Here is a 22,982-nt window from a genome sequence, read left to right on the forward strand (position 1 = left end):
TGTCTCATCAATAAGTCATTCGCACTGTTCTCAACGCTTCGAAAGCCTAAATTTTTAGACTTACAAAATCATTTATTTCAGCCCAATTTATGTAATGGCATAATCAGGCAGGCTAAAGTGAGGGCGAAAATGGATAAAACATCTCAAAATCAGATAGTAGATAGCGACATTGCGCGTTTATTGCTTAAACACAGAAAGGCTCGAAATTTGACTGTAACAGAACTTGCCCAACGATCGGGCGTCAGTCAGGCCATGATTAGCAAAGTTGAACGAGGCACCTCCAGTCCCAGTGCCACGATACTGAGTCGTTTAGCCAACGCCATGAATATAACGCTATCAAAACTTTTTGCGGAGCTTGAGCAGCATCAGAACTCACTGGTTCGTTTCGCGGATCAGCAGCAGCATTGGACAGATGAACAATCAGGCATTACCCGCTGGTCACTCTCCCCAGCAGGGGCATGCCCGGAGCTTATAAAAGTTGAAATTCCTGCTATGGGTCAACTGACGATTCCCGCCTCTGCGAATGAGCATCTTTCCGGGCAAACACTGTGGATGTTGAGCGGCAGCCTTGATTTTCGGGTTAATCATCAGACCCATCACTTACAAGCCGGTGACTGTCTTGCCCTTACCTTTGCAAGCGAGTGCCAAATGAGCAATCCTGATAGCGAACAGAGTTGTTCTTACATCGTCACTTTTAGTCAAAAAAATCAATGATATTGCCCCTGCTTAAGGGGTTACATCACATTAGACTTGCTTAGATGTAACAGGGGATAAGGCCTTCCCTGATTGTCCTGCTCGGAACGGCCTGTAACCTGAAAGCCCATATGCTGATAAAACTCTATAGCCTGCTGATTTTGTTCATTTACATCGACGCTTAAATCAGGATGCAGCGCCAGTGCATGTGAGATCAACCGTTTTCCCACGCCAAGTCCGCGAGCAGAAGCATCGACAAAAAGTGCCTCCAGATGGCTCTCATGTAGAAACATAAATCCTAGCGGTTGGTCTTCCTGATTTGTTGCAACCCATACAGGGGTTTCTGAAAAAAAACTGACAACGTCTTTTTCGATCTCTTGTCGGTCGTGGGCTGTCAGAAAATCGTGCGTGGCATCTACAGAATTTTTCCAAATTTGGATAATTTCTGACGCTTCAGAGGGTCGTGACATTCTGATTTTTAACATTTACTCTACCTTAAGTGGTCATTACTTTGTGTATTTACGTACAAAATGAGCCGCCTTAAGCTTACTATAGTGAAATTAAATTTACTATAGTACTTTAATTGTTATACCTTAGCATTCCCCATGAGAAGAGCTAACACGCCGGTTAGTCTGATCCTCATCATCGTCTGCGACAATGATCCTGGGCTTTTTCAAACCGACTTTTCGCTCCTCGCTCACAGCCAGCAGCGGACATTCCACACTTCTGCTAATGTGGCCAAATTCAGTAGACCACCTCATCATAGAGTCCGTCGTATTCGCTAAGACGCTTGCGTTTGTAGGGTTGTGTCGCAAATCGGTGGTATCCCCCTCTCAGCCGCTTCGGGACGCTGTGAGGCAGAATGCGGTTGCGCTGGTCGTATTTCAGGTAATCCAGTTCGTAAAAAATGCTCGCCATATTCAGCGCATCTCGTGGCGACAGAATGAACTGAATGTCACTGGGAGCCAGCTCTCGCTCGGCATCCCACCTCTTGTAAAGCGTGAACATTCCGTTTCTTCCTTATCCCATGTATTTGATGAGGATTCGCTCGTTAAAGCGGCGAAAAATCAAACGGGTTGTTTTTTGTGGTTGAGCTGTTTTGGGGTTGCTGGAAGGAACTGTCACTGCCTCTCGAGCGCACTATTGCTGCTCAAACCTCCACGATGTAAGTAAGACCTTGCCAACGTCCGCAGCTCAACGCAGACCTCGCGGCAACGCAGGCGGTCCGCTCCGTGCCAGGTGCGGACATTACTGACACAAACACAACCAGCAAATGGATTACCAGGCAGCCGGGGGCGACATTTCCGGGAGACAATCAACGGGAAACATTTTAATGTGAGAATTTAGGCAGGTCACAGGTATGTATTACCGTATGCCATTGGAAGAATGACACATGCTACCTGTGAGTGTGGAATAACCAAAAGCCTACTGCACCGGAGGATGTCTTGCCATGTTGACCGATCTCAGCAGAGATGAAAGTAAAAGACTTGCGGCAATCGACTTGTTGAAAAATCCTGACAAGGGTCGGGATGATGCGTTAAAAAAATATACTCATCTAATATGCCACTTGCTGAACATGCCGATGGGCTTTGTTTCTGTTCTCGATGAAGAAAAGCAATACATCAAATCCGCCCAAAATGTTGCCGTCACGGAAACCAGCCTGAGCGAGGCATTTTGCGTACAGACCCAAGAACAGAGTAAGACATTCATTTGTCATGACACTCATCAGCACCCTACCTTTCGTGACTATCACGCGGTAAAAGAAGCTCCATTCATTCGCTTTTATGCAGGGTGCCCACTTAAAACCCAGGATGGAGTACCCGTAGGTACCTTGTGTATCCTCGATACTCAGCCCAGGGAACTTTCAGACGAGCAGCTCGATCTTTTTGAAAAGATGGCAGGACTTATATCGGATTTTCTGGCCTCGTGGCACTCCGTGGGCTACCTCGATATAGTCACGCTATTACCAAACCGGCAGCGACTGCTGAAGGATATAGAGGTTTCAGCTGAAGGCTCATTCAGGCTCGTCATTATTGATTGTATTGATATGCCATTAGCCTACGAAATGGCTCGCTCACTCGGTATGACTGCCGTAGAAAATCTACTTCGTAATATGGTCGCAGAGCTGCAGACCCGCCTACCTTTAGAAGGGCAGCTCTACGCCGTGGCAGTCGGACGATTTGCCTTTTTTACCCATAAGGAAAAAACTCTGACATTAGAAGATATCTCTCAAAGCCTTCAGGGGATCCAGGCCAGGATCACCCCGGAAGTTCCCCTTGATCTGGATATTCACATGGGTGACTCCGGGCTTTGCGATAAATCTCTGACATCGAATGAAATTCTGCGCCGTGCAGTCAGCGCATTGCATGAAGGGATAAGTCAGGGGCGCCGGTTTACAGTCTATGATGACGCACTGGATAGCCGTAAGAAGACTGATTTCAGCCTTCTTACTGAAGTTAGACAAGCGCTACATGAAAACCAGGGCTTATATCTGGTTTATCAGCCGAAAATCTCACTGGTGACAGGGCGTGTGACGGGAGCCGAAGCTTTGCTTAGATGGCAACATCCTAAAAACGGCGAAGTGTTGCCGGGTGTGTTTATTCCTCTGGTCGAAAAGACCAGCCTGATGCGCGAACTCACAGCGTGGGTTATCGATCACACTATTGTGCAACTGAGTGCCTGGCAAAGCCGTGGACTTTCTTTACCCGTGTCGATTAATCTGGCCGCCAGTGATTTTTCAAGACCAGATTTCTCCGATGAGCTGGAACAGAAAATGCTGGACGCGCGTCTGGATCCTGCCCTGCTGGGGGTGGAGTGTCTGGAAACCGAGGAGATGCTGGAAAGCCCCGCTGCACTTAGCGGCCTGGACATGCTCAAACTACGCGGATTTAAAATATCTCTGGATGATTTTGGTTCCGGATACAGCAACATTAACTACCTGCGACAAATCCCGATGGACATCATCAAGCTTGACCGCTCTATTGTGAGTAAGGTTGCTCGCGACAAGGCCAGCCGCATCATTGTTCGCAACGTTATCACACTCCTCAAGCAGCTCGACTATATCGTTCTGGCCGAAGGAGTCGAGGATGCCAGGACCGTTGATATTTTAAGAAGGCTGGGCTGCGATGAAGTTCAGGGCTATTTTTTTGCCAAACCGATGACCCCCGATGCTTTTGAAACCTGGTATCACGGCAGAGACGAAGCCTTAAAGTGAACGAGTATTAAGTAAATACGTATGCTCGCCTGCCCGCAATATATAAATAAGAAGGGAACTGGTCATCCTGACCTGCTCTCCATTGATTATCAGAGGCCGATGTTAGTCCCGCATCAGGGTAATCATGACAAATTCTCACTTCCGCTCTTCGCTCACCGCGGACCTTTAGCTCAGTTAGCTTATCTGCTTTATGCCAGGATCCGCACGGTCGCAAAATCGGGAAATGCCTTGTGGAAGTGGACATCCCTGAAACATTAGCGGATGTCATCCGGTTATCCTGTCCGATATTTATGGGCGCATAAGCGGCTCAATACCAATCCACTTCAGCGTTGGCTGATAACAAAGTTTCAGCACGGGCACTGCCACTTTCACCCCATCAACTTCAAGATCGCCTAAATGGACAGACCATTTAGAATTCGCGTTGCCGTCATAAATTTTAAAGACCACGTACGCTGAACCGTAGTCATCGTTATTCGTAATTCGGGGGACGTTGCGATGTACCTCATCACTATTGAGGTCGTAAGGCGATGGTCTTGCATATTCCTTTCTGTCTTCCGGGAAATCATAAGGGAATGATGTGGTCCCGAGATAAATTTCTGGCCTTGCACTAACCTGGTTACCATCGCCCAGGTCAATATAGGCTTCACGTGTGTCGATAATAATCGGTACCGCTGGCAGCCCTTTAGTCCCCGGACGAGAAGGACGCTGACGGCCTTTGTTATACGCAATCAACTGGACATAAAAGTCCGGCCTCGCTTCAGGCCCCTGGACGTGCGGAATAGTAAAGCTGCTTCGTTTAGCAGGGATATAGTTACCTGGCATACCGTGATCATAGAGATAGGTTTCCAGCACAATCTCTTGCTTTCCGCTTGGGCTATCGACCGTAAATGTATACTCGCTTTCACAGAGATCGATATATCCGGGCCTTTCCCGCGGATACGGAATACATCCCACCAACAGCACGGCGCCAAAAACGACAACCCCGCCCCAGCCAAGATGCCTCGATACTGACATAGCAAAATCCCTATATTAAAAATTCCGAATGCTAGCTTAGATTAGTATCGCTTAAATCTTCAACCTACCAACATTGATTTTGAAGGAGCCGTGAGGCTGAAGGGTCAACGGCAGAAGTGTGCCAGGAGCAGACGCTCCTGATTAATTGACAATAAACATACCGACCGGTATGTTTATCTAATGACAATCAATCATCTTCGTAAAAAACAGCCTGCACTGGTCAGGGCTTCACTAATTGAATGCACCAGAGCACTGGCGGCACGTAACGGTTTGTCCACTGCCAGTGTGCAAGCAATCTGTGATATGGCTGGCGTGACCAAAGGTGCTTTTTTTCATCATTTCCCAGGTAAAGACGCGCTTCTAAACTGCGTGTTTGAACAAATGGTGAATGAGTTTTCTGCGGAAATTACACGGCGGATAGATATGGATCCCTGTGATATCGGTGCATTCACTCGTGCCTATCTTGAAATGGGCGCTGCAACAATTGATAACCCGGACATGGTGACGTTATGGAAGTCTGCCATGGCGGATGAACATATCTGCGAGAAATGGCGGGAATGGTATCAGGGTATTCTTAACGAACGCGGCTGCCTGGAAGATCGCTCTGAGTTCGCCGTGGTGAGGATGGCTGCTGATGGACTGTGTCTGGGCGCCAGTATGCAGATATACCCTGGCGACTTAAATGGTGCTCTACACGTCCTGCGCACTCTTTCTGCAGCTCCAGTCGATAAATGAACGACTGATTTCCATTAACGCTTCCCCTTCAGAGATTAATATGCATAAACCTTTTCTTATCATCGGTGGTTACGGAACTGTTGGTTCTCACCTGGTATCACTTCTGAATCAATTTTTACCCGACCTGCCTGTGGTTATCGCAGGCAGGAATGCAGAACAAGCCCAAAAATCCGCCGCGCGATACGACAACACAACCGGTATCGCAGTTGATACGCTAAGGGCCGATTTGGGCATTGATTCCTCAATGAAATTCAGTGGCATTGCGGTCTTAACCAACGATCTTTCCACTCATCCGGCACAGTACGCAATTGCACACGGCATACCTTATACAAGTATTGCTACCCAGTTGAACCACATCGCCCCTAAATTGACGCTGTTTCTCCGTAATCCGGATTGCAGGGTGCTTATTCAGGATACCAGTTTTGCTGGAATTATTATCTCTGCAGGTATTCATTTTTCAAGGCATTTCCAAAAAGTAAAACGTATCCAGGCTGCTGCGCTAATGGATGAGAACGATCTTGGTGGACCGGCAAGTCAGGTCGATTATGGTGATTTTTCTCAAAAGGAAGCTGGGTTGCTGCTTGAAGATTCTCAATGGATAGTTCCACGAGATGGAAAAGAAATGAGGGAATACACACTGGAAGATGGTTTTGCATTTACAGGAATGAGTTTCCCCGGGTTTGATGCTGCAGAACTGGCTTACGCCACCGGCGCAACCTCAGTCCGCGTTGACTTTGCACTTGGCCAATCTCATGGCAGCCGTCATGGTGAAAAACCATCAGTCGAAATTATTTATGAAATCGAGGGAATGTTCACTGATGGTCAAGAGGGCATGCTGAAATTCCAGCTGACGCATCCTGGAGGACAGGCTTTCCTTACTGCAGTAGGCGTGGCTGTTGGTATCGAATCCCTTCTGCAGGATGAAGAAAATCCCGGTCTGTACCTCACCTCCCGTAAGATCGATCCCGAGCTTATGTTATCGAGACTCGTTCAGTCAGGAGCCATACTCAGCCGTTTAGCGGGATAACTGAACATTCCTTGCTTAACGAGGACAAACAGTTGGCTGCTCTGAGGGCTTAGAAAGCCAACTTTATTTACTGGGTACCGCTGGTTTAAGACAGATTGCTTATACAGTGAAGAGCTAACATGTCCGCAATTCGCTCACAGCGGACCTTCAGCTCATGTAACTTGTCCGCTTCGTGCTGTGAGTTCAATGGGTCGATGCAACGCTATCCTTAATCGAAGGGATGTTGCCATGAAACCCAGATACCGGGCATCAGCGAAGTGATGTTCATTAAGAGAACGGAACGCGACTCCACTGTACGTAAATTAGCCTGACCTCGCGGATATTTCCAACTTACCGCCGTCCGATGGCGACGAGGCCAGTGGCGCGCATAGTATAGACACACGCCTGCCAGTAATTAGCTATCCGTGCGTCTATGGCTATGCGCAGGTTCTGATTTTACTCGTGTTTAATCATCACATGACGGATAACGGTGTAATCCTCGAGTCCATAAACCGACATGTCCTTACCGTAACCGGAGAGTTTTTGCCCGCCGTGCGGCATTTCGCTCACCAACGTGAAGTGGGTGTTGACCCAGGTACAGCCGTACTGCAAGCGGGCGCTGAGGCGATGGGCACGACCAACGTCTCGCGTCCAGACCGAAGATGCCAGCCCGTATTTTGAATCGTTAGCCCATGCCAGGACCTGAGCCTCATCATCAAACTGGGTGATGCTGACCACCGGGCCGAAGACTTCCCGCTGAACGATAGCATCGTCCTGCTTCGCGCCCGCCAGCAGCGTTGGGGCAAAATAGTAGCCTGCACCCTCTACTTTTTTACCGCCGGTGATGACTTTGATGTGCCCGAGCGCTTTGGCCTCATCCACCGCTTTGGTGATGCGATCCAAATGAGCCTGAGAGCTTACCGGCCCCAACTCTGTTGATTCATCATTCGGTGAACCGGTTTTCAGGCTGGCGACCGCCGCACCCAATTTTTCGACCAGCGCGTCGTAAATGCCTTTCTGCGCGTAGATGCGACAGGCTGCGGTGCAATCCTGCCCGGCGTTGTAATAACCGAACGTGCGTACGCCGCTCACCACCGCATCGAGATCGGCATCATCAAAAATAATAACCGGGGCTTTGCCGCCCAACTCCATATGCGTGCGCTTAATCGATGGCGCAGTATGCCCAATGATGTGTTCACCGGTAGCAATAGAGCCGGTCAGTGAAACCATGCGCACTTTTTCATGACCGGTCAGCGGATCGCCCACGGTTTTACCACGACCAAACAGCACGTTAATCACGCCTGCCGGGAAAATATCTTTCGCCAACTCCGCCAGCTTCAGTGCCGTTAATGGGGTAATTTCGGATGGTTTAATCACCACGCAGTTACCTGCCGCCAGCGCCGGTGCCAGTTTCCACGCGGCCATCATCAGCGGATAGTTCCACGGTGCGATAGACGCCACCACCCCCAGCGGATCGCGACGGATCATGGACGTATGCCCTTCCAGATACTCCCCGGCCGCCAGGCCGTTGAGCGTACGTGCGGCACCGGCAAAGAAGCGGAAAACATCCACAATCGCCGGAATTTCATCATTTAGCACGCAGTGAAAAGGCTTACCGCAATTCAAGGATTCCAGCTCAGCAAATGTCTGCGCGTTTTCGGCGATAGTGTCCGCCAGCTTCAGTAACAGCTCTGAACGCACTTTCGGTGTAGTTTGCCCCCAGTTGGCAAAAGCCTCGTCGGCAGCACGGACGGCTGCATCAACTTGCACGGTTGACGCCTCGGCAATTTCCAGGATCACGTCACCGGTAGCAGGGTTATAGACCGGCTGCTTTTCACCTTCACCGTTGACCAGTTCGCCGTTAATCAGTAATTGATGTTGCATAGCAATTTCCCATATTGTCGTTTATTTACCGTTTCCGGCGAGAGTGTCGCCTTCACGCGTCAGCCACCAGGCCCCTAAAATCGGCAGTGTTGTGACCGCCATCACCAGCAATGCCACAACGTTGGTCACCGGGACATCACGCGGACGTCCGAGTTGATTGAGTAGCCACAGCGGAAGTGTTCGTTCGTGTCCGGCCGTGAACGTTGTTACGATGATTTCATCAAACGACAACGCAAACGCCAGCATGCCTCCGGCCAACAGCGCCGACGCAAGATTCGGCAGCACCACATAGCGGAAGGTTTGCCAGCCGTTCGCCCCCAGGTCCATTGACGCTTCAACCAGACTCCATGATGTGCGACGAAAACGGGCCACTACGTTGTTAAAGACCACCACCACACAAAACGTCGCATGCCCCACCACGATGGTCAGGAAGCCGGGTTCCAGATTGATGGTTTTAAATGCAGTCAGCAGTGCCAGACCGGTGATAATGCCCGGTAGCGCAATAGGCAACAGCAGCAACAGCGATATTGCGTTCTTGCCAAAGAAATCCCGCCGCCACAGGGCTGCCGCCGCCAGCGTTCCTAGCACCAGTGCGATGGCCGTCGACAGCGCGGCGATCTTAAGTGACAGTGTCACTGATTCCAGAATATCGCTACGCTGTGCCGCCACGCTAAACCACCGTAGCGTAAGCCCCTGCGGTGGAAAGCTAAATGCGGCTTCCTCGGTATTAAACGCGTAGGCGGCGATGATGAGGATGGGAAAGTGCAGGAAAATCACGCCACCCCATGCGGCCAGTTTGAGTAAAAACGGTGCGCGTTCAGAGTGCATCAAACGCTCCCAGACGCTTCACGAACGCCAGATACAGTGCGATTAATACAATCGGCACCAGGGTGAATGCCGCCGCCATTGGCATGTTGCCGATAGCCCCTTGTTGCGAATAGACCATGTTGCCGATGAAAAAACCCGGCGGCCCCACCAGTTGCGGCACAATAAAATCACCCAGCGTCAGCGAGAAGGTAAAGATTGAACCAGCAGCAATCCCGGGGATAGCCAGCGGCAGCACTACATAGCGGAAGGTCTGACGCGGGCGGGCGCCCAAATCCGCCGAAGCCTGCAGCAATGACGGCGGTAACCGTTCCAGCGCAGCCTGTACCGGCAGGATCATAAAAGGTAGCCAGATGTAGACAAAAACCAGAAAACGCCCTAATCCTGACGTCGACAGCGTATTCCCGCCCACGGCTGGCAGCGTCAGAAACGCGGTCAGTATCGGCTCCAGCCCGAGATGGGTTAAAAACCACTGCGCCACGCCGTCTTTAGCCAACAGCAACGTCCACGCGTAGGCTTTGACGATATAGCTGGCCCACATTGGCAACATGACGGCGATGTAAAAAAAGGCCTTCATCTTGCCGCTGGTGTAACGCGCCATATACCACGCCATCGGAAACGCCAGAATGGCGCTGGCAATAGTCACCGCTATTGCCATGGTCAACGTGCGTAAAATGATGTCGTAATTCGCCGGGTTAAACAGCGCCTGCAGGTTCGCCAGCGTCAGATCTGGCGTAACGGACATAGTGAAATCGTCAAAGGTATAAAACCCTTGCCACAGTAATGTCAGCAATGAGCCAAAGTAGACAACACCAAACCACATCAGCGGTCCGAGCAGCAGTAAAAACAGCCCCAGCCCCGGATTACGCCAGAAATAACCTGAGATTTTGTTCAACCTGGTGGTCTGAGGAGGTGAATGTAAAACGTTCATTGCCATTCACCTCTCCTCAACCAGCGGGACCATCACGTCACGTGACCACGAGGCCATGACCTGCTGACCCGGCGACAGCGTTGACGGCAGCGTTTCTCCCGTCAGGTTCGCCTGGCTTACCAGCAACTTTTCGCCACCAGCCAGTTTTAGCTCAAACCGCGTCGCGGCCCCCTGATACTGCACCGCCTGAATAACGCCCGGAGCCTGCACTTCCGCGCCAGGATCATTCAAGCGAATGTGTTCCGGGCGCAGAGAGAACATTCCCTGCAGGCCGCAGACATTCGCCGACATGGCGGTATCAAAGACGTTTGATGTCCCGACAAAGCTCGCCACAAACGGCGTGCGTGGGCGCATATAGAGTTCACGGGGAGAGTCCACTTGCTCAATGCGGCCGTTATTAAACACCGCCACGCGATCGGACATCGACAACGCCTCACCCTGATCGTGGGTAACAAAAATGAAGGTGATGCCCAGCGCCTGCTGTAGTTTTTTCAATTCCAACTGCATCTGTTCACGCAGTTTAAGATCCAGCGCCCCAAGCGGTTCATCCAGCAGCAGCACGCGTGGTTCATTAACCAGTGCGCGGGCGATCGCCACGCGCTGGCGCTGTCCACCGGAAAGCTGCGACGGTTTACGCTCATAAACGAAGCCGAGCGCCACCTTCTCCAGCGCTTCTCGCGCTTTGGCATGGCGCTGTTTTTTATCCATCCCTTTGACCATCAACCCATAGGCCACGTTATCGAGGATCGACATATGCGGAAACAACGCGTAATCCTGAAATACCGTGTTGACGTCCCGCTCCCAGGGCGGCAACTCGCTGGCCTGCTTGCCAAAAATGCTAATTGCACCGCCTGACAGCTGTTCAAAACCAGCTATCAGGCGCAGACAGGTCGTTTTGCCAGAGCCGGATGGCCCCAGCATAGAGAAAAACTCACCATCGTTAATCGCAATACTGACCCCATCGACGGCACGAACGTCCCCGTACAATCGCGAGACATTGTTAAATTCCACTGCGTACGTCATAAAACCCCCAGCGGAATCAGCGACCGCCCATAATGGCTATGTAATCTTGCGTCCAGCGACTGTAAGGAACGAACTTGCCCCCTTCGGCGATCGGCGTTTTCCAGAAGGCGATTTTGTCGAAATAGCTATAGCCATTGGTTTCACATCCTTTTTCACCTAGCAGCGGGCTGGCTTTGCATCCCTCAGGCACGACCGGCAGCGATCCAAACCAGGCGGCAACGTCGCCCTGCACTTTCGGGGTTAATGACCAGTTCATCCATTTGTAAGCACAGACCGGATGTTTTGCTTCGCTGTGCAACATGGTGGTATCCGCCCAGCCGGTAACCCCCTCTTTTGGGAAGACGGTGGCGACAGATTGTCCTTCAGCCTTCAGGGCGTTAGCCTGATAAGGCCATGCGCTGGAAGCGACAACACCTTCGTTTTTAAAATCACTCATTTGCACGGTGGTGTCATGCCAGTAGCGATGGATCAGACTATGCTGATCTCTCAGGACCTTAATGACGGCCTGATACTGTTTCTCGGTCAGCTGATAGGGGTCGGTAATGCCCAGTTGTGGTTGGGTGGTTTTAACAAATAACGCCGCATCGGCGATATAAATCGGACCGTCGTAAGCCTGGACGCGCCCTTTATTGCTTTTGCCGTCTTCCAGGGTTTGCGCTACAAACACCACTTTCCAGCTATCCGGCGGCGTTGGGAAGGTCTTGGTGTTGTACATCAGCAGGTTTGGCCCCCACTGATACGGTGTGCCGTACACTTTTCCCCCGACATTAAACCATTCACCGTTGACTACACGCGGATCGATGATTTTCCAGTTCGGAATAAGTGCAGTATTAATAGGTTGAACACGTTTCCCCATAATTAAACGCAGTGACGCGTCACCGGATGCCGTGACCAGGTCATATCCGCCTTTTGCCATCAGGCTAACCATTTCGTCTGAGGTGGCCGCCGTTTTTACATTCACCGCGCAGCCCGTTTCCTTCTCAAACTGTGAGACCCAGTCATATTGTTTATCCGTTTGGCCACGTTCGATATACCCCGGCCAGGCAATAATATCCAGGCGTCCTTCTGGTTTATCTAATGATGTTGGGGGTTCAGCTGCGTGGGCGGTCATCAGTGTCATACTGAGCGCACACAGGCTCGTGAGGGCAAATTGCTTGCTCATAACGTCTTACTCCTGTCGAAAAAAAATAATGAGCGGCAGCCTTGCCGTAAATATATGTCCTTTCCTAAAAGTAGTCGGGGTGTTGGCAGCGTTCCTGCTGGCGCAAGGAAATTTAATCAGGTTGTGAGCTAACGCTCATTACGCTGTCAGTTATTGCAACGTTATTTAATCTTCTGGAGTATAGACAACGAGTTAGATGCACGGAGGGGAATAATTAGAGGTATTGATATTTTGTATGGTTGCACCTGAAGAAATAACATCGTGATTTTACTGGTGCTATTTCAAAAATAAGAATGGGCTATTCTTTTATATTGAATAGCCCATTCATTATTATTTCATCATCTCGCGAATTAATTTCCCAAGTTGTTTCACGGCCTGCTCTTCGCGTTCTCCCCAGTGCCATGCGGTATTGAAGCGAAAGAAGCGTGTCCAGGTTCCTGACGTCGAGAACATTTTCCCCGGTGCAATGCTGATATGGTGCGCCAGTGCCTGCGTGCTGAGCTCGCCCGCATCAAGCGGTTCAGGCAGTTCGAGCCACAGAAAATAGCCGCTATCGCTATGATGAATTTTGACTTCCGCCGGAAGATGGCGCAGCAGCGTTTGCCAGGCCTGCTGTTTGCGTTCTGCCAGTTGACGACGTAGCCGACGCAAATGCGCGTCATAACGCCGGGTAGACAGGTAATCCACCAATGCGAGTTGCATCGGGGAACTGGTTGATAAGGTGCTCATCAACTGAAGCCGCTGAATGCGCCGCGCATGCTTCCCCGCCGCCACCCAGCCAACGCGAAATCCGGGCACCAGGCATTTTGAAAACGACGAACAGTGTAGCACTCTGTCGCCACGATCCCAGGCTTTGGCGGGCAGCGGTTTTTCACGGCCAAAATACAGCTCGCTGTACACATCATCCTCGATCAGCATCACGTTGTATTTTTCCAGCAACGCGACCAGATGGGCCTTTTTCTCTGCGCTGAGCGTAAACCCCAACGGGTTTTGGCTGTTGGTCATCAGCCAGCAAGCCTTCACCGGATACTCTTGTAAAGCCTGCTCCAGTGCGACGAGATCGATCCCGTCCTTGACGTCGGTGGCAACAGACAGCGCTTTTAAACGTAGCCTTGCAAGCGCCTGCAAGGCGCCGTAAAAACAGGGATTTTCGACAATCACCCAGTCGCCAGGTTCGGTCACCGCTTGCAGGCTCAAGTTGAGGGCCTCCAGCGCCCCGGCGGTAATCACAATGTCATCCGGCGAAATAGTGATCCCCTGCTGGGCATAGCGACGTGCAATGGCATTGCGCAATTCGGCATTACCCGGCGGCAGGTTTTCAATCACGCTCATTGCCGTCGCCGTTTTGCTCACCTGCGCCAACGAACGGTTAAGCTGCTGCAGGGGAAATAAACGGGGGTCAGGAAATGCGGACGCAAACGGCATCACCGAAGCATCCCGGCTGGCCTGCAGCATGTCAAAAATATACGTGTTGATATCGACCGCTTCATCGCGCACAACCTGCGATTGCGGGGTTGCCGACTCTCGTTCGGGCCGCGCGGCAACATAATAACCGGATTGCGGCCGCGCAATGATCCGCCCCTGACTTTCCAGCAGTTGATAAGCATGGCCGACGGTCATAAAACTCATCCCGCTGGTCGCCACCTGCTCACGTAAAGAAGGCAGACGATCGCCGGGTTGCCAGACGCCAGAGGCGATTTGATCGCGAATTTGTTCCGCCAGTCGTTGATATTTTTTCATGATGATTCTCGCGGGTCTGTTGCAGGTGACGCTCGCAGTGTATATCAGTCACTAAAATTAACAACATTCTGACAACTGTTATGATTTGCAGTTTCACTGCATCGTTAACGAAAGCTGTTTACCTAATGCTCGCACCGCAGCCTGCACGGCATCGATTTTGGTCGCATGCTTTAAATCGAATAGCCGGGTGATTTCCTGCTTAGGTCTGCCAATCCGACTCGCCAACTCCTGTTGGGTGATTTTTGCTTCCAGGAAGGTATTTAGCAGAAGCACCTTAGAAGCAACGCTCAGGGGGATTTCGACATAATCATCAGCCGCATCAACCGCCGAAGGCAAAGGAATAGTCTCGTTATCGTCGAAATAAAATTCGAAAGCGGTAACCAGTGCATCCTGCGCCGCCTCCAGGGCTTCATGGCGAGAATCCCCCTGCGTTAATGCTTCTGGAATATCCGGGAAAGAGACCACAAACCCACCTTCTACGGCGGGCTTTAGATTGACGGGATAGCGCATAATTTCTGTAAAAGCTCTCATTTAATCAACCTTACAATAGTGATAATTACGATAAACCCAGCTGCTTAAGAATTGCTTTTCGCAAGGCTTCTTTTATCTCATCACCAGGATGTCTGGGCATAACGCTGCGCCTTCCCTGATACCTCAGCTTCACATGATTCGAGCCATGAGTGATATCAACTCCCTGAGATTCAAGCCAGCGCCTGAACTCGCTTTGCTTCACCGCGCCTCCCTGCTGCCTATTATATGCACAAAGTAAGCAATTGTGCTTACCTTTTCATTGCTGGATTACTAATACCGAAAACTAACGGTTTTGAGGAGGATGCTATTTAATAACAGGAACCCAGCTTCCAGATTTCATATCAGTACCACTAACAAATAACAGCACTGCAACTGTTATGGTTAAAAAGAACTGTTCTGTTTCTGCCCCCCACTGTTCCTCAGGCATAGAATTGCGCTAAATCAATTTTGCCTGCGGAGTTAAGCATGTTCGGTCTTGACGCGTTTCACCTGGCGCGCATCCAGTTCGCGTTTACGGTGTCGTTTCACATCATCTTTCCGGCCATTACTATCGGTCTTGCCAGCTATCTGGCGGTGCTCGAAGGTCTGTGGCTGAAAACCAAAAATCCCACCTGGCGTTCGCTGTATCATTTCTGGTCTAAAATATTCGCCGTCAACTTTGGTATGGGCGTGGTTTCGGGCCTGGTAATGGCCTACCAGTTCGGCACCAACTGGAGCGGTTTTTCCGAGTTCGCCGGGAGTATCACCGGGCCGCTGCTGACCTATGAAGTGCTGACCGCCTTCTTCCTCGAGGCAGGATTCCTTGGTGTGATGCTGTTTGGCTGGCAGCGCGTGGGTCCAGGTCTGCACTTCTTCGCCACCTGTATGGTCGCGCTGGGCACCATTATTTCAACTTTCTGGATCCTCGCCTCCAACAGCTGGATGCAAACACCGCAGGGTTACGAAATTATCAACGGACAAGTCGTGCCGGTGGACTGGTTTGCCGTCATCTTCAATCCGTCCTTCCCCTATCGTCTACTGCATATGTCCGTCGCCGCCTTCCTGAGCAGCGCCCTGTTTGTCGCGGCGTCGGCGGCCTGGCATCTATTACGTGGAAATAATACGCCGGCAATTCGTGCCATGTTTTCAATGGCCCTGTGGATGATGCTGATCGTCGCCCCGTTACAGGCGTTGATTGGCGATATGCATGGACTTAACACCCTGAAGCATCAACCCGCCAAGATTGCCGCCATTGAAGGTCACTGGGAGAACGAGCCCGGTGAACCGACCCCGCTGTTGCTGTTCGGCTGGCCGGATATGGAACAGGAGCGCACCCGCTACGGGCTGGCAGTACCCGCGCTGGGCAGCCTGATTTTGACCCACAGTCTGGATAAACAAGTTCCGGCTCTGAAAGAATTTCCGAAAGAAGATCGTCCTAACTCCACCATGGTGTTCTGGTCGTTTCGCATTATGGCGGGACTGGGGATGTTGATGATCTTGCTCGGCACATTTGCCCTGTGGCTGCGCTACAAACAACGCCTGTATACCTCGCGTCCTTTCCTGCGCTTCGCACTATGGATGGGACCCTCCGGTCTGATTGCCATTCTGGCCGGATGGGTGACCACCGAAGTCGGTCGTCAGCCGTGGGTTGTTTACGGCCTGCAACGGACGGCGGATGCGGTTTCCGCACATGGCGATTTGCACATGAGCATCAGCCTGATGGCCTTCTTTGTGGTTTACAGTTCGGTCTTCGGTGTGGGCTACAGCTACATGATCCGCCTGATCCGTAAAGGACCGCAGGAAGATGACCCAACGAGTCCGCCAACGGGTACTCCTGCACGACCGCTTTCCGCTGCGGTCCTCGATTCTCAACCGGAGGCACATCGCTAATGGGTATTGATTTATCAGTTATCTGGTTCGTTATCATCGTGTTCGCCACGCTGATGTATATCGTGATGGATGGTTTCGACCTTGGGATTGGCATTTTATTTCCGGCCATTCAGGACCCCGACGATCGCGATGTGATGGTCAACAGCGTCGCGCCGGTCTGGGACGGCAATGAAACCTGGCTGGTGCTGGGGGGCGCAGGCTTGTTTGGTGCCTTTCCGCTGGCCTACGCGGTGATCGTCGATGCGCTGACCATCCCCTTAACCCTGATGCTAATCGGCCTGATTTTTCGCGGTGTGGCCTTTGAGTTTCGTTTCAAAGCAACGCCCGCACACCGGCCATTCTGGGATAAAGCGTTTATATGCGGTTCAATCCTCGCCACCTTTACCCAGGGCGTTGTCGTCGGTGCGGTGCTTAATGGATTCTCAGTCAGCGGACGCAGCTACAGCGGCGGGCCTTTCGACTGGCTCACCCCTTTCACGCTGTTTTGCGGCGTGGGCCTGGTAGTGGCCTATGCGCTGCTGGGTGCGACATGGCTGGTGATGAAAAGCGAAAATCCACTACAGGATAAAATGCGCAACGCCGCCAAAAAACTGCTGCTGGCGTTGCTGGTCGTCATTGCCATTATCAGCCTGTGGACACCGCTGGCGCACAGCGCCATTGCCGATCGCTGGTTTAGTCTGCCAAACCTGTGGTTCCTGATGCCGGTCCCACTCCTGGTCGCGCTGATCAGCCTGTGGTTGTGGCGTTCGCTGGGCCAGCAGCACAGCCATGCACTGGCGTTTATCCTGACGCTGGGGCTAATTTTCCTCGGTTTCAGCGGACTGGGGATCAGCATCTGGCCGCATATCATTCCACCGACCATCACCCTCTGGCAGGCGGCAGCCCCGCCACAAAGTCAGGGCTTTATGCTGGTAGGTGCCTTGTTGATTATCCCAATAATCCTCGTCTACACCTTCTGGAGCTATTACGTTTTTCGCGGCAAAGTTCAACCTGGTGAGGGGTATCATTGATGCAACAATCAATCTGGAAACGCCTGATGTGGCTGGTGATCCTATGGGGCGGCAGCGTGCTGGCTCTGGCCGCTGTTGGCATGGTCTTCCGTGTGCTGATGACGGCAGCAGGTTTTAAGTCCTGAGTCTGCATTCATATTGGTCGGGTAGCGTAGCGTTACCCGACAGCTAAAATCCCAACGTTATATAAACAAAAATGCAATAACCGGCGAATTGATGAAACATTGATTGCCTTTAACCCGATTAAATAATGAAATAGTCACTCGACGAAATTACCGCCATTTTTGTTAAAACGTACCAGAGGGTGAATGATGTTTAAGAAAGGGTTAACGGTGTTATTGCTGACCAGTGCGCTTTTTTCTGGCCAGCTTTTCGCTACTAATCAGGGACATGAATATCTTCAGGTGCAGGATGCCGATCACTTATTACGTCACACGGCTGACAGCGATGAACTGCGTATGACGGCGGAAGAATCCGCCGCCGATCTCCGCGAACACCATCACTGGCAAAAATCACGCAAACCCGATACCCATCAAAGTTAACGCTTAGCCTTTACGCTTCGGCAGCGTTTTCATCAATTCATCCGGACTGACGGAAGCCACGATGCTGCCCGGCAACGGCATTTTCAGAATGTGATGTTTCATCTTGCCGATGACGTGCATTTCGCACGGTCGGCAATCAAATTTCAGCGTCAGCACATCGTCACCGTTGACCAACTGCATTGGCGTCGCTTTCCAGCTTTTGATGTTACCTTTGGCCTGTTTTGGGCATAGATTAAAGGCGAAACGCAGGCAGTGCTTGGTGATCATCACGGGCACCTCGCCTTTTTCCTCATGCGCTTCATAAGCAGCATCAATCAGCTGAACACCATAACGGTGATAAAACGCGCGCGCTTTATGGTTATAGACGTTTGCCAGAAAACTCAGATGCGTTTGCGGGTAAACCGGGGCCGGGTCGGCGACCGGTTTGCGGCGGCCACGCTGGTAACTGGCCAGTCGCGCGGCGTCCAGCATTTCAACGGCGTCACGACGCAGCTGATTAAGCTGACCGTTCGGCACAAACAGTGCGCCCGGCAGATTCACCTGAATATCACGGGCGTAATACAGCGTCTGCCCAAGCTTTGCCAGCCCCTCCTGCAAATTGCTCAGCGCTTTTTCCGCGTTGTTCGCTTCCTCAAACTGGCCATCCAGCGTGTGGGTGATGCTCACGCCCTCTTCGCTGGTGAGCGTCAGGATCAGCTGTTCCTGCCAGCCGCCCAGTTCAATATCGACCGCCACGCGACGTTCGCTGGACGTTTTGGTCAACGCCTGCTGCCAGTTATGATCGAGGTTACGATTCAACGGATGATGCGGACGCACTTTATGCAGATCGGTCGGCATTTCATTCGGCCAGACCCGATAGCGGTTGTTCCCCGTTTTCTCGACGGTATTGGCACGAAATCCAACCACATCGCGTTTGATCAACACGTTCAGGCCATCGCCGTTAGCCAGCGGCTCCGTCACTTCAACATCAAGGTGATCTTTACCTACCTTCAGCACTTCGCCTACCGGCAAGCCGATAAACTTCGGCGAGTCAAATGCACCGATATCCCCTTTGCGGGCGGTGACAAAGTAATCTGTGCTGCCGCGGTGGAACGTTTTGTCCGTGGAGGGGGTAAAGAAATGTTCTGTACGACCGGCTGAGGCACGGGCCAAATCACCGCGCTGTTCGATAATCGCATCCAGCATCTGGCGATAATGGGCGGTGATATTCTTCACGTAGCTCATGTCTTTGTAGCGGCCTTCAATTTTGAAGGACCGCACGCCTGCGTCGATCAACGCGTCCAGGTTAGCGGTCTGATCGTTATCTTTCATCGACAGCAGGTGTTTTTCGTATGACACCACCCGCCCCTGATCGTCTTTCAGGGTATACGGCAGGCGACAAGCCTGAGAGCAGTCACCACGGTTAGCGCTGCGCCCGGTCTGGGCGTGGGAAATATAGCATTGGCCGGAATACGCCACACACAACGCACCGTGAATGAAAAACTCAAGGGTCGCGTCGGTAGCCTGATGGATGGCGCTAATCTGTTCCAGACTAAGCTCGCGCGCCAGTACAATCTGGGTAAACCCCACATCACCGAGAAACTTAGCCTTCTCGACGCTGCGAATATCACACTGGGTGCTGGCATGCAGCTCAATGGGCGGAATATCCAGCTCCAGAATCCCCATATCCTGTACAATCAGGGCATCAACGCCGGTCTGATACAGGTCGGTAATCAACCGTTGAGCGGGTTCCAGCTCATCATCGTGTAAAATCGTGTTCAACGTCACAAAGATTTTTGCCCCATAGCGATGGGCGAAAGGCACCAGTTCAGCGATATCCTTCAGGCTGTTACTGGCATTATGACGTGCACCAAACCCCGGTCCACCAATGTAAACGGCATCTGCGCCGTGCAAAATGGCTTCGCGCGCAATCGCGGTGTCACGGGCCGGGCTTAACAATTCAAGACGATGAGGTTGCTGAGGCATACGGTTGTTACCATCCAAAAGCGGTAAAATGGCGGCTATTGTAGTCAGAAGCGCGACGTTGCGAAATAGTTTTCCCTATTAACTCCGTGGGTAATGGATGAGCGAATGAAAGTGAACCGGCAGTTCACTGCTATTCCGATAACTGTGCGCGGTATCCCCGGCAAAACGCACCCCCTCGCCGGTTTTTAACGTTCGCCATCTGCCGTCAATGTCCATATCCAGCAGGCCATTAATCACCACCACATGTTCAATAACGCCGGTCTCATGCGGGGTAGATTCGCTAAGTGATCCCGGTGCCAGCAGTATCGAAAAATGGTCAAAGCAGAGCTGTGGATCCCACGGGAACAACGGCGTGACGATCATCGCCTGCTGCTGCGGGTCGAATGCGGGCGTGCTCTCCGCTTCCGGCGGCGTGATAAAGCTCGAAAAGGGAACGTTCAGCCCGGTGGCGATTTTCCATAACGTCGCCACCGTTGGGCTGGATTCGTTGCGCTCAATCTGCCCCAGCATGGCTTTTGACACGCCGGTCTCCTGCGCCAGACGTGCAAGGCTCCATTCCCGCTGCTGACGTAACGCCCTGAGCGTGGTCGCCAGATAGTGGGTAACATTGTCCATTCGTTATCTCCCTCGATCTCATGTGGCAAAGCACTAGACTATCACTTGTACGCTATAGCGCACAGTGCTACAGTAACCGACCGTTATAACGCACGCGGAGCCGCTATGCGCACATATTCACTCCCTCTGCCTACCGTACTGTCTGGTTTTGTTGCTGTGCTGGTCGGCTACGCCAGTTCAGCGGCGATTATCTGGCAAGCGGCGATAGCCGCCGGGGCAACTACCGGGCAAATTGCTGGCTGGATGACCGCGCTGGGCATCGCCATGGGCGTCAGTACGCTGGCATTAACGTTATGGTACCGTGCGCCGATATTAACCGCGTGGTCAACGCCCGGTGCAGCGCTGCTGGTCACCGGTCTGCAGGGTGTCACTATTCAGGAGGCAATTGGCGTATTTATTGTCGCCAATGCGCTGATTGTCCTGTGCGGTGTGACGGGATTGTTCGCCCGACTGATGCAAGTCATCCCTCACTCGCTGGCGTCAGCGATGCTGGCTGGGATCCTGCTGCGTTTTGGCCTACAGGCATTTAATAGTTTGAACAACGAGCTGCTCCTGTGCGGCAGCATGCTGCTGGCGTGGTTGGTGCTCAAAGTTGTCGCCCCGCGTTACGCGGTCATTGCTGCGATGTTGGTGGGAATAATGATTGCCTTGATAAAAGGTGACGTTGTCACTAACAACATAACTCTCTCACCGGTGATGCCGGAATTTATCGCCCCCCACTTTTCCCTCGCCCATAGCATCAGTATTGCTCTGCCGCTGTTTCTGGTCACCATGGCCTCGCAAAATGCCCCCGGCATTGCCACCATGAAGGCCTCCGGCTATTCATTACCCGTTTCGCCATTGATCGTGTTCACCGGCCTGCTGGCGCTGTTGTTTTCCCCGTTTGGCGTCTACTCCATCTGTATTGCCGCCATCACCGCCGCGATATGCCAAAGCCCGGAAGCGCACCCGGACGCCCAGCGACGCTGGTTAGCGGCCGCTGCCGCGGGGCTGGATCCAGATGCTGGCCGGTCTGGCGCTGCTGGGGACGATTAGCGGCAGCTTGTATCAAGCGCTGCATCAAGAAGCCGAGCGTGACGCGGCGATTATCACCTTTCTGGTCACCGCCAGTGGTTTGACGCTGCTGGGGATTGGATCTGCATTTTGGGGATTAATTGCCGGAGGGGTGTGCTACACGGTGCTGAGATTAGCGCGACGCACGTAGCTGCGAGGGCGTTTTGCCCGTCACCTGCTTAAAACGGTTGCTGAAGTGGCTGGCGGAGCTAAACCCGCAGACCATCGCGATATCAGACAAGCTGCGGGAAGAGTAACAAACCAGCTGCTGCGCCAGCGCCATACGGCGCTGCATGACATACTGATGGGGCGCCATGTTCATCGACTGGCGGAACATTCGGGCAAAGTGAAAATCGCTCAACGCCGCTTCACCTGCCAAATCGCTCAGGGTGATGGGGTATGCCAAATGCGCGTCGATATAGGCCAGCACATTACGCAAGGTGACGGGCGCGAGTCCGCCCGTGACCACCGGCGGTCGCCATTGTACGTTACTGTAATGCTGGATCAGGTGCGTTAATAACAGCGAAGATGCGGCGCTCAGCGTGAGATGGTTAGCAGGCTGTTGCCAGTCATTACCAAGTAGAAACTGGCGGTACACAGCGGTGATCCCCGGATCGCTGCCGAAAGTATGTTCGTCCAGCGTGACGCTATAAGGGCTCTTATCCCAGACTTTCTCCCCCACCTCACGCAAATGCGCGTCGGTGCAGTAGAGATGCACAAACGACAGATCGTCGCGGATATCCCAGCTGGATTCACTCTCTTTGGGCATCAGGCAGAAGCGGTCCGGGCCACCGCCATTCTTCCAGCCGCCCGCCGTTTTGTGGTAACTCTCATAGCCATCTGCCACATACAAACTGAGCGTATGGTGATCGCAATATTGAGTGATGGTATCGCGTTTGTTCGACCACGCCGCCAGCTGGATCCCAGAATGTAACGCAACCGATTCATGCAGCACGGCATTATGTTTGCGTAAGTTTTCAAAGGCATCGTAGGGCTGAGGCATACCATCACTTTCAAAAGACGTTGTGAGCAGATTTTCAGTCTATCTCAGCAACAGGGTGTTAACAGCCCCCTTTTCCGCTTTGCATAAAAAAAAGCGCAAGATTTTGCAAGTCTCCCGCAATCGGATGAAAGCGCCCTCAGAGGTGGCGTGGCACAGTCTGCCTTTGA

The 22,982-nt window shown here is 52.2% G+C and carries 22 protein-coding genes and 1 pseudogene; 9 read left to right on the forward strand and 14 right to left on the reverse strand.

From position 1 onward, the window contains the following. The first annotated feature begins 129 nt into the window (after positions 1-129). Positions 130-714: a helix-turn-helix domain-containing protein gene (locus FDW98_RS13030; protein WP_096759397.1), complete on the forward strand. Its 585-nt coding sequence runs from the start codon at positions 130-132 to the stop codon at positions 712-714. 20 nt (positions 715-734) lie between these two features. Here FDW98_RS13030 and FDW98_RS13035 read toward each other — a convergent pair whose 3' ends face one another. Further along, on the reverse strand, positions 735-1,178 hold the full coding sequence (locus tag FDW98_RS13035) for an acetyltransferase (protein WP_096756986.1): 444 nt from the start codon (positions 1,176-1,178) through the stop codon (positions 735-737). Between the two features lie 259 nt (positions 1,179-1,437). Next, a complete protein-coding gene (locus FDW98_RS23420; protein ID WP_170975212.1) occupies positions 1,438-1,611 on the reverse strand; it encodes a hypothetical protein in 174 nt (57 codons plus the stop codon). Between the two features lie 532 nt (positions 1,612-2,143). Between FDW98_RS23420 and FDW98_RS13040 the strand changes: the two genes are divergently transcribed. Beyond that, positions 2,144-3,907, forward strand: a complete 1,764-nt coding sequence (locus FDW98_RS13040; RefSeq protein WP_096756984.1) for an EAL domain-containing protein — start codon at positions 2,144-2,146, stop codon at positions 3,905-3,907. A 288-nt stretch (positions 3,908-4,195) separates the two neighbouring features. Here FDW98_RS13040 and FDW98_RS23650 read toward each other — a convergent pair whose 3' ends face one another. After that, the gene (locus tag FDW98_RS23650; protein WP_226794632.1) at positions 4,196-4,921 is read right to left on the reverse strand and encodes a hypothetical protein; all 726 of its coding nucleotides are present in this window, start codon (positions 4,919-4,921) and stop codon (positions 4,196-4,198) included. Positions 4,922-5,101: 180 nt separating this feature from the next. On the opposite strand from FDW98_RS23650, the gene FDW98_RS13050 reads away from it, so the two are divergent. Further along, positions 5,102-5,656, forward strand: a complete 555-nt coding sequence (locus FDW98_RS13050; RefSeq protein WP_096756554.1) for a TetR/AcrR family transcriptional regulator — start codon at positions 5,102-5,104, stop codon at positions 5,654-5,656. Between the two features lie 40 nt (positions 5,657-5,696). Further along, positions 5,697-6,683 (forward strand): hypothetical protein, encoded by a 987-nt coding sequence (locus FDW98_RS13055; RefSeq protein ID WP_096756983.1) that lies wholly within the window; start codon positions 5,697-5,699, stop codon positions 6,681-6,683. Positions 6,684-7,118: 435 nt separating this feature from the next. On the opposite strand, the gene patD is transcribed toward FDW98_RS13055, so the two are convergent. From patD to FDW98_RS13095, 8 genes are all read right to left on the reverse strand, one after another. Next, positions 7,119-8,546: an aminobutyraldehyde dehydrogenase gene (gene patD / locus FDW98_RS13060; protein ID WP_096756982.1), complete on the reverse strand. Its 1,428-nt coding sequence runs from the start codon at positions 8,544-8,546 to the stop codon at positions 7,119-7,121. Positions 8,547-8,567: 21 nt separating this feature from the next. Beyond that, entirely contained in the window at positions 8,568-9,374 is an 807-nt protein-coding gene (locus FDW98_RS13065; protein WP_096756981.1) for an ABC transporter permease, read from the reverse strand. Further along, on the reverse strand, positions 9,364-10,308 hold the full coding sequence (locus FDW98_RS13070) for an ABC transporter permease (RefSeq protein WP_096756980.1): 945 nt from the start codon (positions 10,306-10,308) through the stop codon (positions 9,364-9,366). Before FDW98_RS13070 ends, FDW98_RS13065 begins: the two co-directional genes overlap by 11 nt. Further along, a complete protein-coding gene (locus tag FDW98_RS13075; protein ID WP_096756979.1) occupies positions 10,309-11,325 on the reverse strand; it encodes an ABC transporter ATP-binding protein in 1,017 nt (338 codons plus the stop codon). Positions 11,326-11,341: 16 nt separating this feature from the next. Further along, the gene (ydcS, locus tag FDW98_RS13080; protein WP_096756978.1) at positions 11,342-12,487 is read right to left on the reverse strand and encodes a putative ABC transporter substrate-binding protein YdcS; all 1,146 of its coding nucleotides are present in this window, start codon (positions 12,485-12,487) and stop codon (positions 11,342-11,344) included. Between the two features lie 330 nt (positions 12,488-12,817). After that, positions 12,818-14,227, reverse strand: coding sequence for a PLP-dependent aminotransferase family protein (locus FDW98_RS13085; RefSeq protein WP_137398862.1), 1,410 nt, complete (start codon positions 14,225-14,227; stop codon positions 12,818-12,820). 93 nt (positions 14,228-14,320) lie between these two features. Continuing rightward, complete coding sequence (locus FDW98_RS13090; RefSeq protein WP_137398867.1) at positions 14,321-14,737, reverse strand: type II toxin-antitoxin system HicB family antitoxin; 417 nt, start codon at positions 14,735-14,737, stop codon at positions 14,321-14,323. Positions 14,738-14,783: 46 nt separating this feature from the next. Then, a complete protein-coding gene (locus FDW98_RS13095; RefSeq protein WP_096756975.1) occupies positions 14,784-14,960 on the reverse strand; it encodes a type II toxin-antitoxin system HicA family toxin in 177 nt (58 codons plus the stop codon). A gap of 263 nt (positions 14,961-15,223) precedes the next feature. Here FDW98_RS13095 and FDW98_RS13100 point away from each other — a divergent pair, with 263 nt between their 5' ends. From FDW98_RS13100 to FDW98_RS13115, 4 genes are all read left to right on the forward strand, one after another. Continuing rightward, a complete protein-coding gene (locus tag FDW98_RS13100; RefSeq protein ID WP_096756974.1) occupies positions 15,224-16,627 on the forward strand; it encodes a cytochrome ubiquinol oxidase subunit I in 1,404 nt (467 codons plus the stop codon). Further along, positions 16,627-17,637, forward strand: a complete 1,011-nt coding sequence (gene cydB, locus FDW98_RS13105) for a cytochrome d ubiquinol oxidase subunit II (protein ID WP_096756973.1) — start codon at positions 16,627-16,629, stop codon at positions 17,635-17,637. The genes FDW98_RS13100 and cydB overlap by 1 nt, the downstream gene beginning before the upstream one ends. Continuing rightward, a complete protein-coding gene (locus tag FDW98_RS13110; protein ID WP_096756972.1) occupies positions 17,637-17,762 on the forward strand; it encodes a DUF2474 domain-containing protein in 126 nt (41 codons plus the stop codon). Before cydB ends, FDW98_RS13110 begins: the two co-directional genes overlap by 1 nt. A gap of 186 nt (positions 17,763-17,948) precedes the next feature. Next, positions 17,949-18,179 (forward strand): DUF2554 family protein, encoded by a 231-nt coding sequence (locus FDW98_RS13115; RefSeq protein WP_096756971.1) that lies wholly within the window; start codon positions 17,949-17,951, stop codon positions 18,177-18,179. A 3-nt stretch (positions 18,180-18,182) separates the two neighbouring features. Here FDW98_RS13115 and FDW98_RS13120 read toward each other — a convergent pair whose 3' ends face one another. Both FDW98_RS13120 and FDW98_RS13125 read right to left on the reverse strand, forming a co-directional pair. Beyond that, a complete protein-coding gene (locus FDW98_RS13120) occupies positions 18,183-20,144 on the reverse strand; it encodes a U32 family peptidase (RefSeq protein ID WP_096756970.1) in 1,962 nt (653 codons plus the stop codon). A 78-nt stretch (positions 20,145-20,222) separates the two neighbouring features. After that, complete coding sequence (locus FDW98_RS13125) at positions 20,223-20,759, reverse strand: helix-turn-helix domain-containing protein (RefSeq protein WP_096756969.1); 537 nt, start codon at positions 20,757-20,759, stop codon at positions 20,223-20,225. A 105-nt stretch (positions 20,760-20,864) separates the two neighbouring features. Here FDW98_RS13125 and FDW98_RS13130 point away from each other — a divergent pair. After that, positions 20,865-21,963 (forward strand): annotated as a pseudogene (locus tag FDW98_RS13130) (benzoate/H(+) symporter BenE family transporter). Here the strand turns inward: FDW98_RS13130 and FDW98_RS13135 are convergent. Continuing rightward, positions 21,946-22,815 carry a helix-turn-helix domain-containing protein gene (locus FDW98_RS13135; RefSeq protein ID WP_096756967.1) on the reverse strand — a complete coding sequence of 290 codons (870 nt, stop codon included), beginning with the start codon at positions 22,813-22,815 and terminating at the stop codon, positions 21,946-21,948. The pseudogene FDW98_RS13130 and the gene FDW98_RS13135 sit on opposite strands and share 18 nt — an antisense overlap. Between the last annotated feature and the right edge of the window lie 167 nt (positions 22,816-22,982).

Origin of the sequence: Citrobacter sp. wls711 (assembly GCF_005281055.1) — a bacterium.
Lineage (GTDB): Bacteria > Pseudomonadota > Gammaproteobacteria > Enterobacterales > Enterobacteriaceae > Citrobacter > Citrobacter gillenii.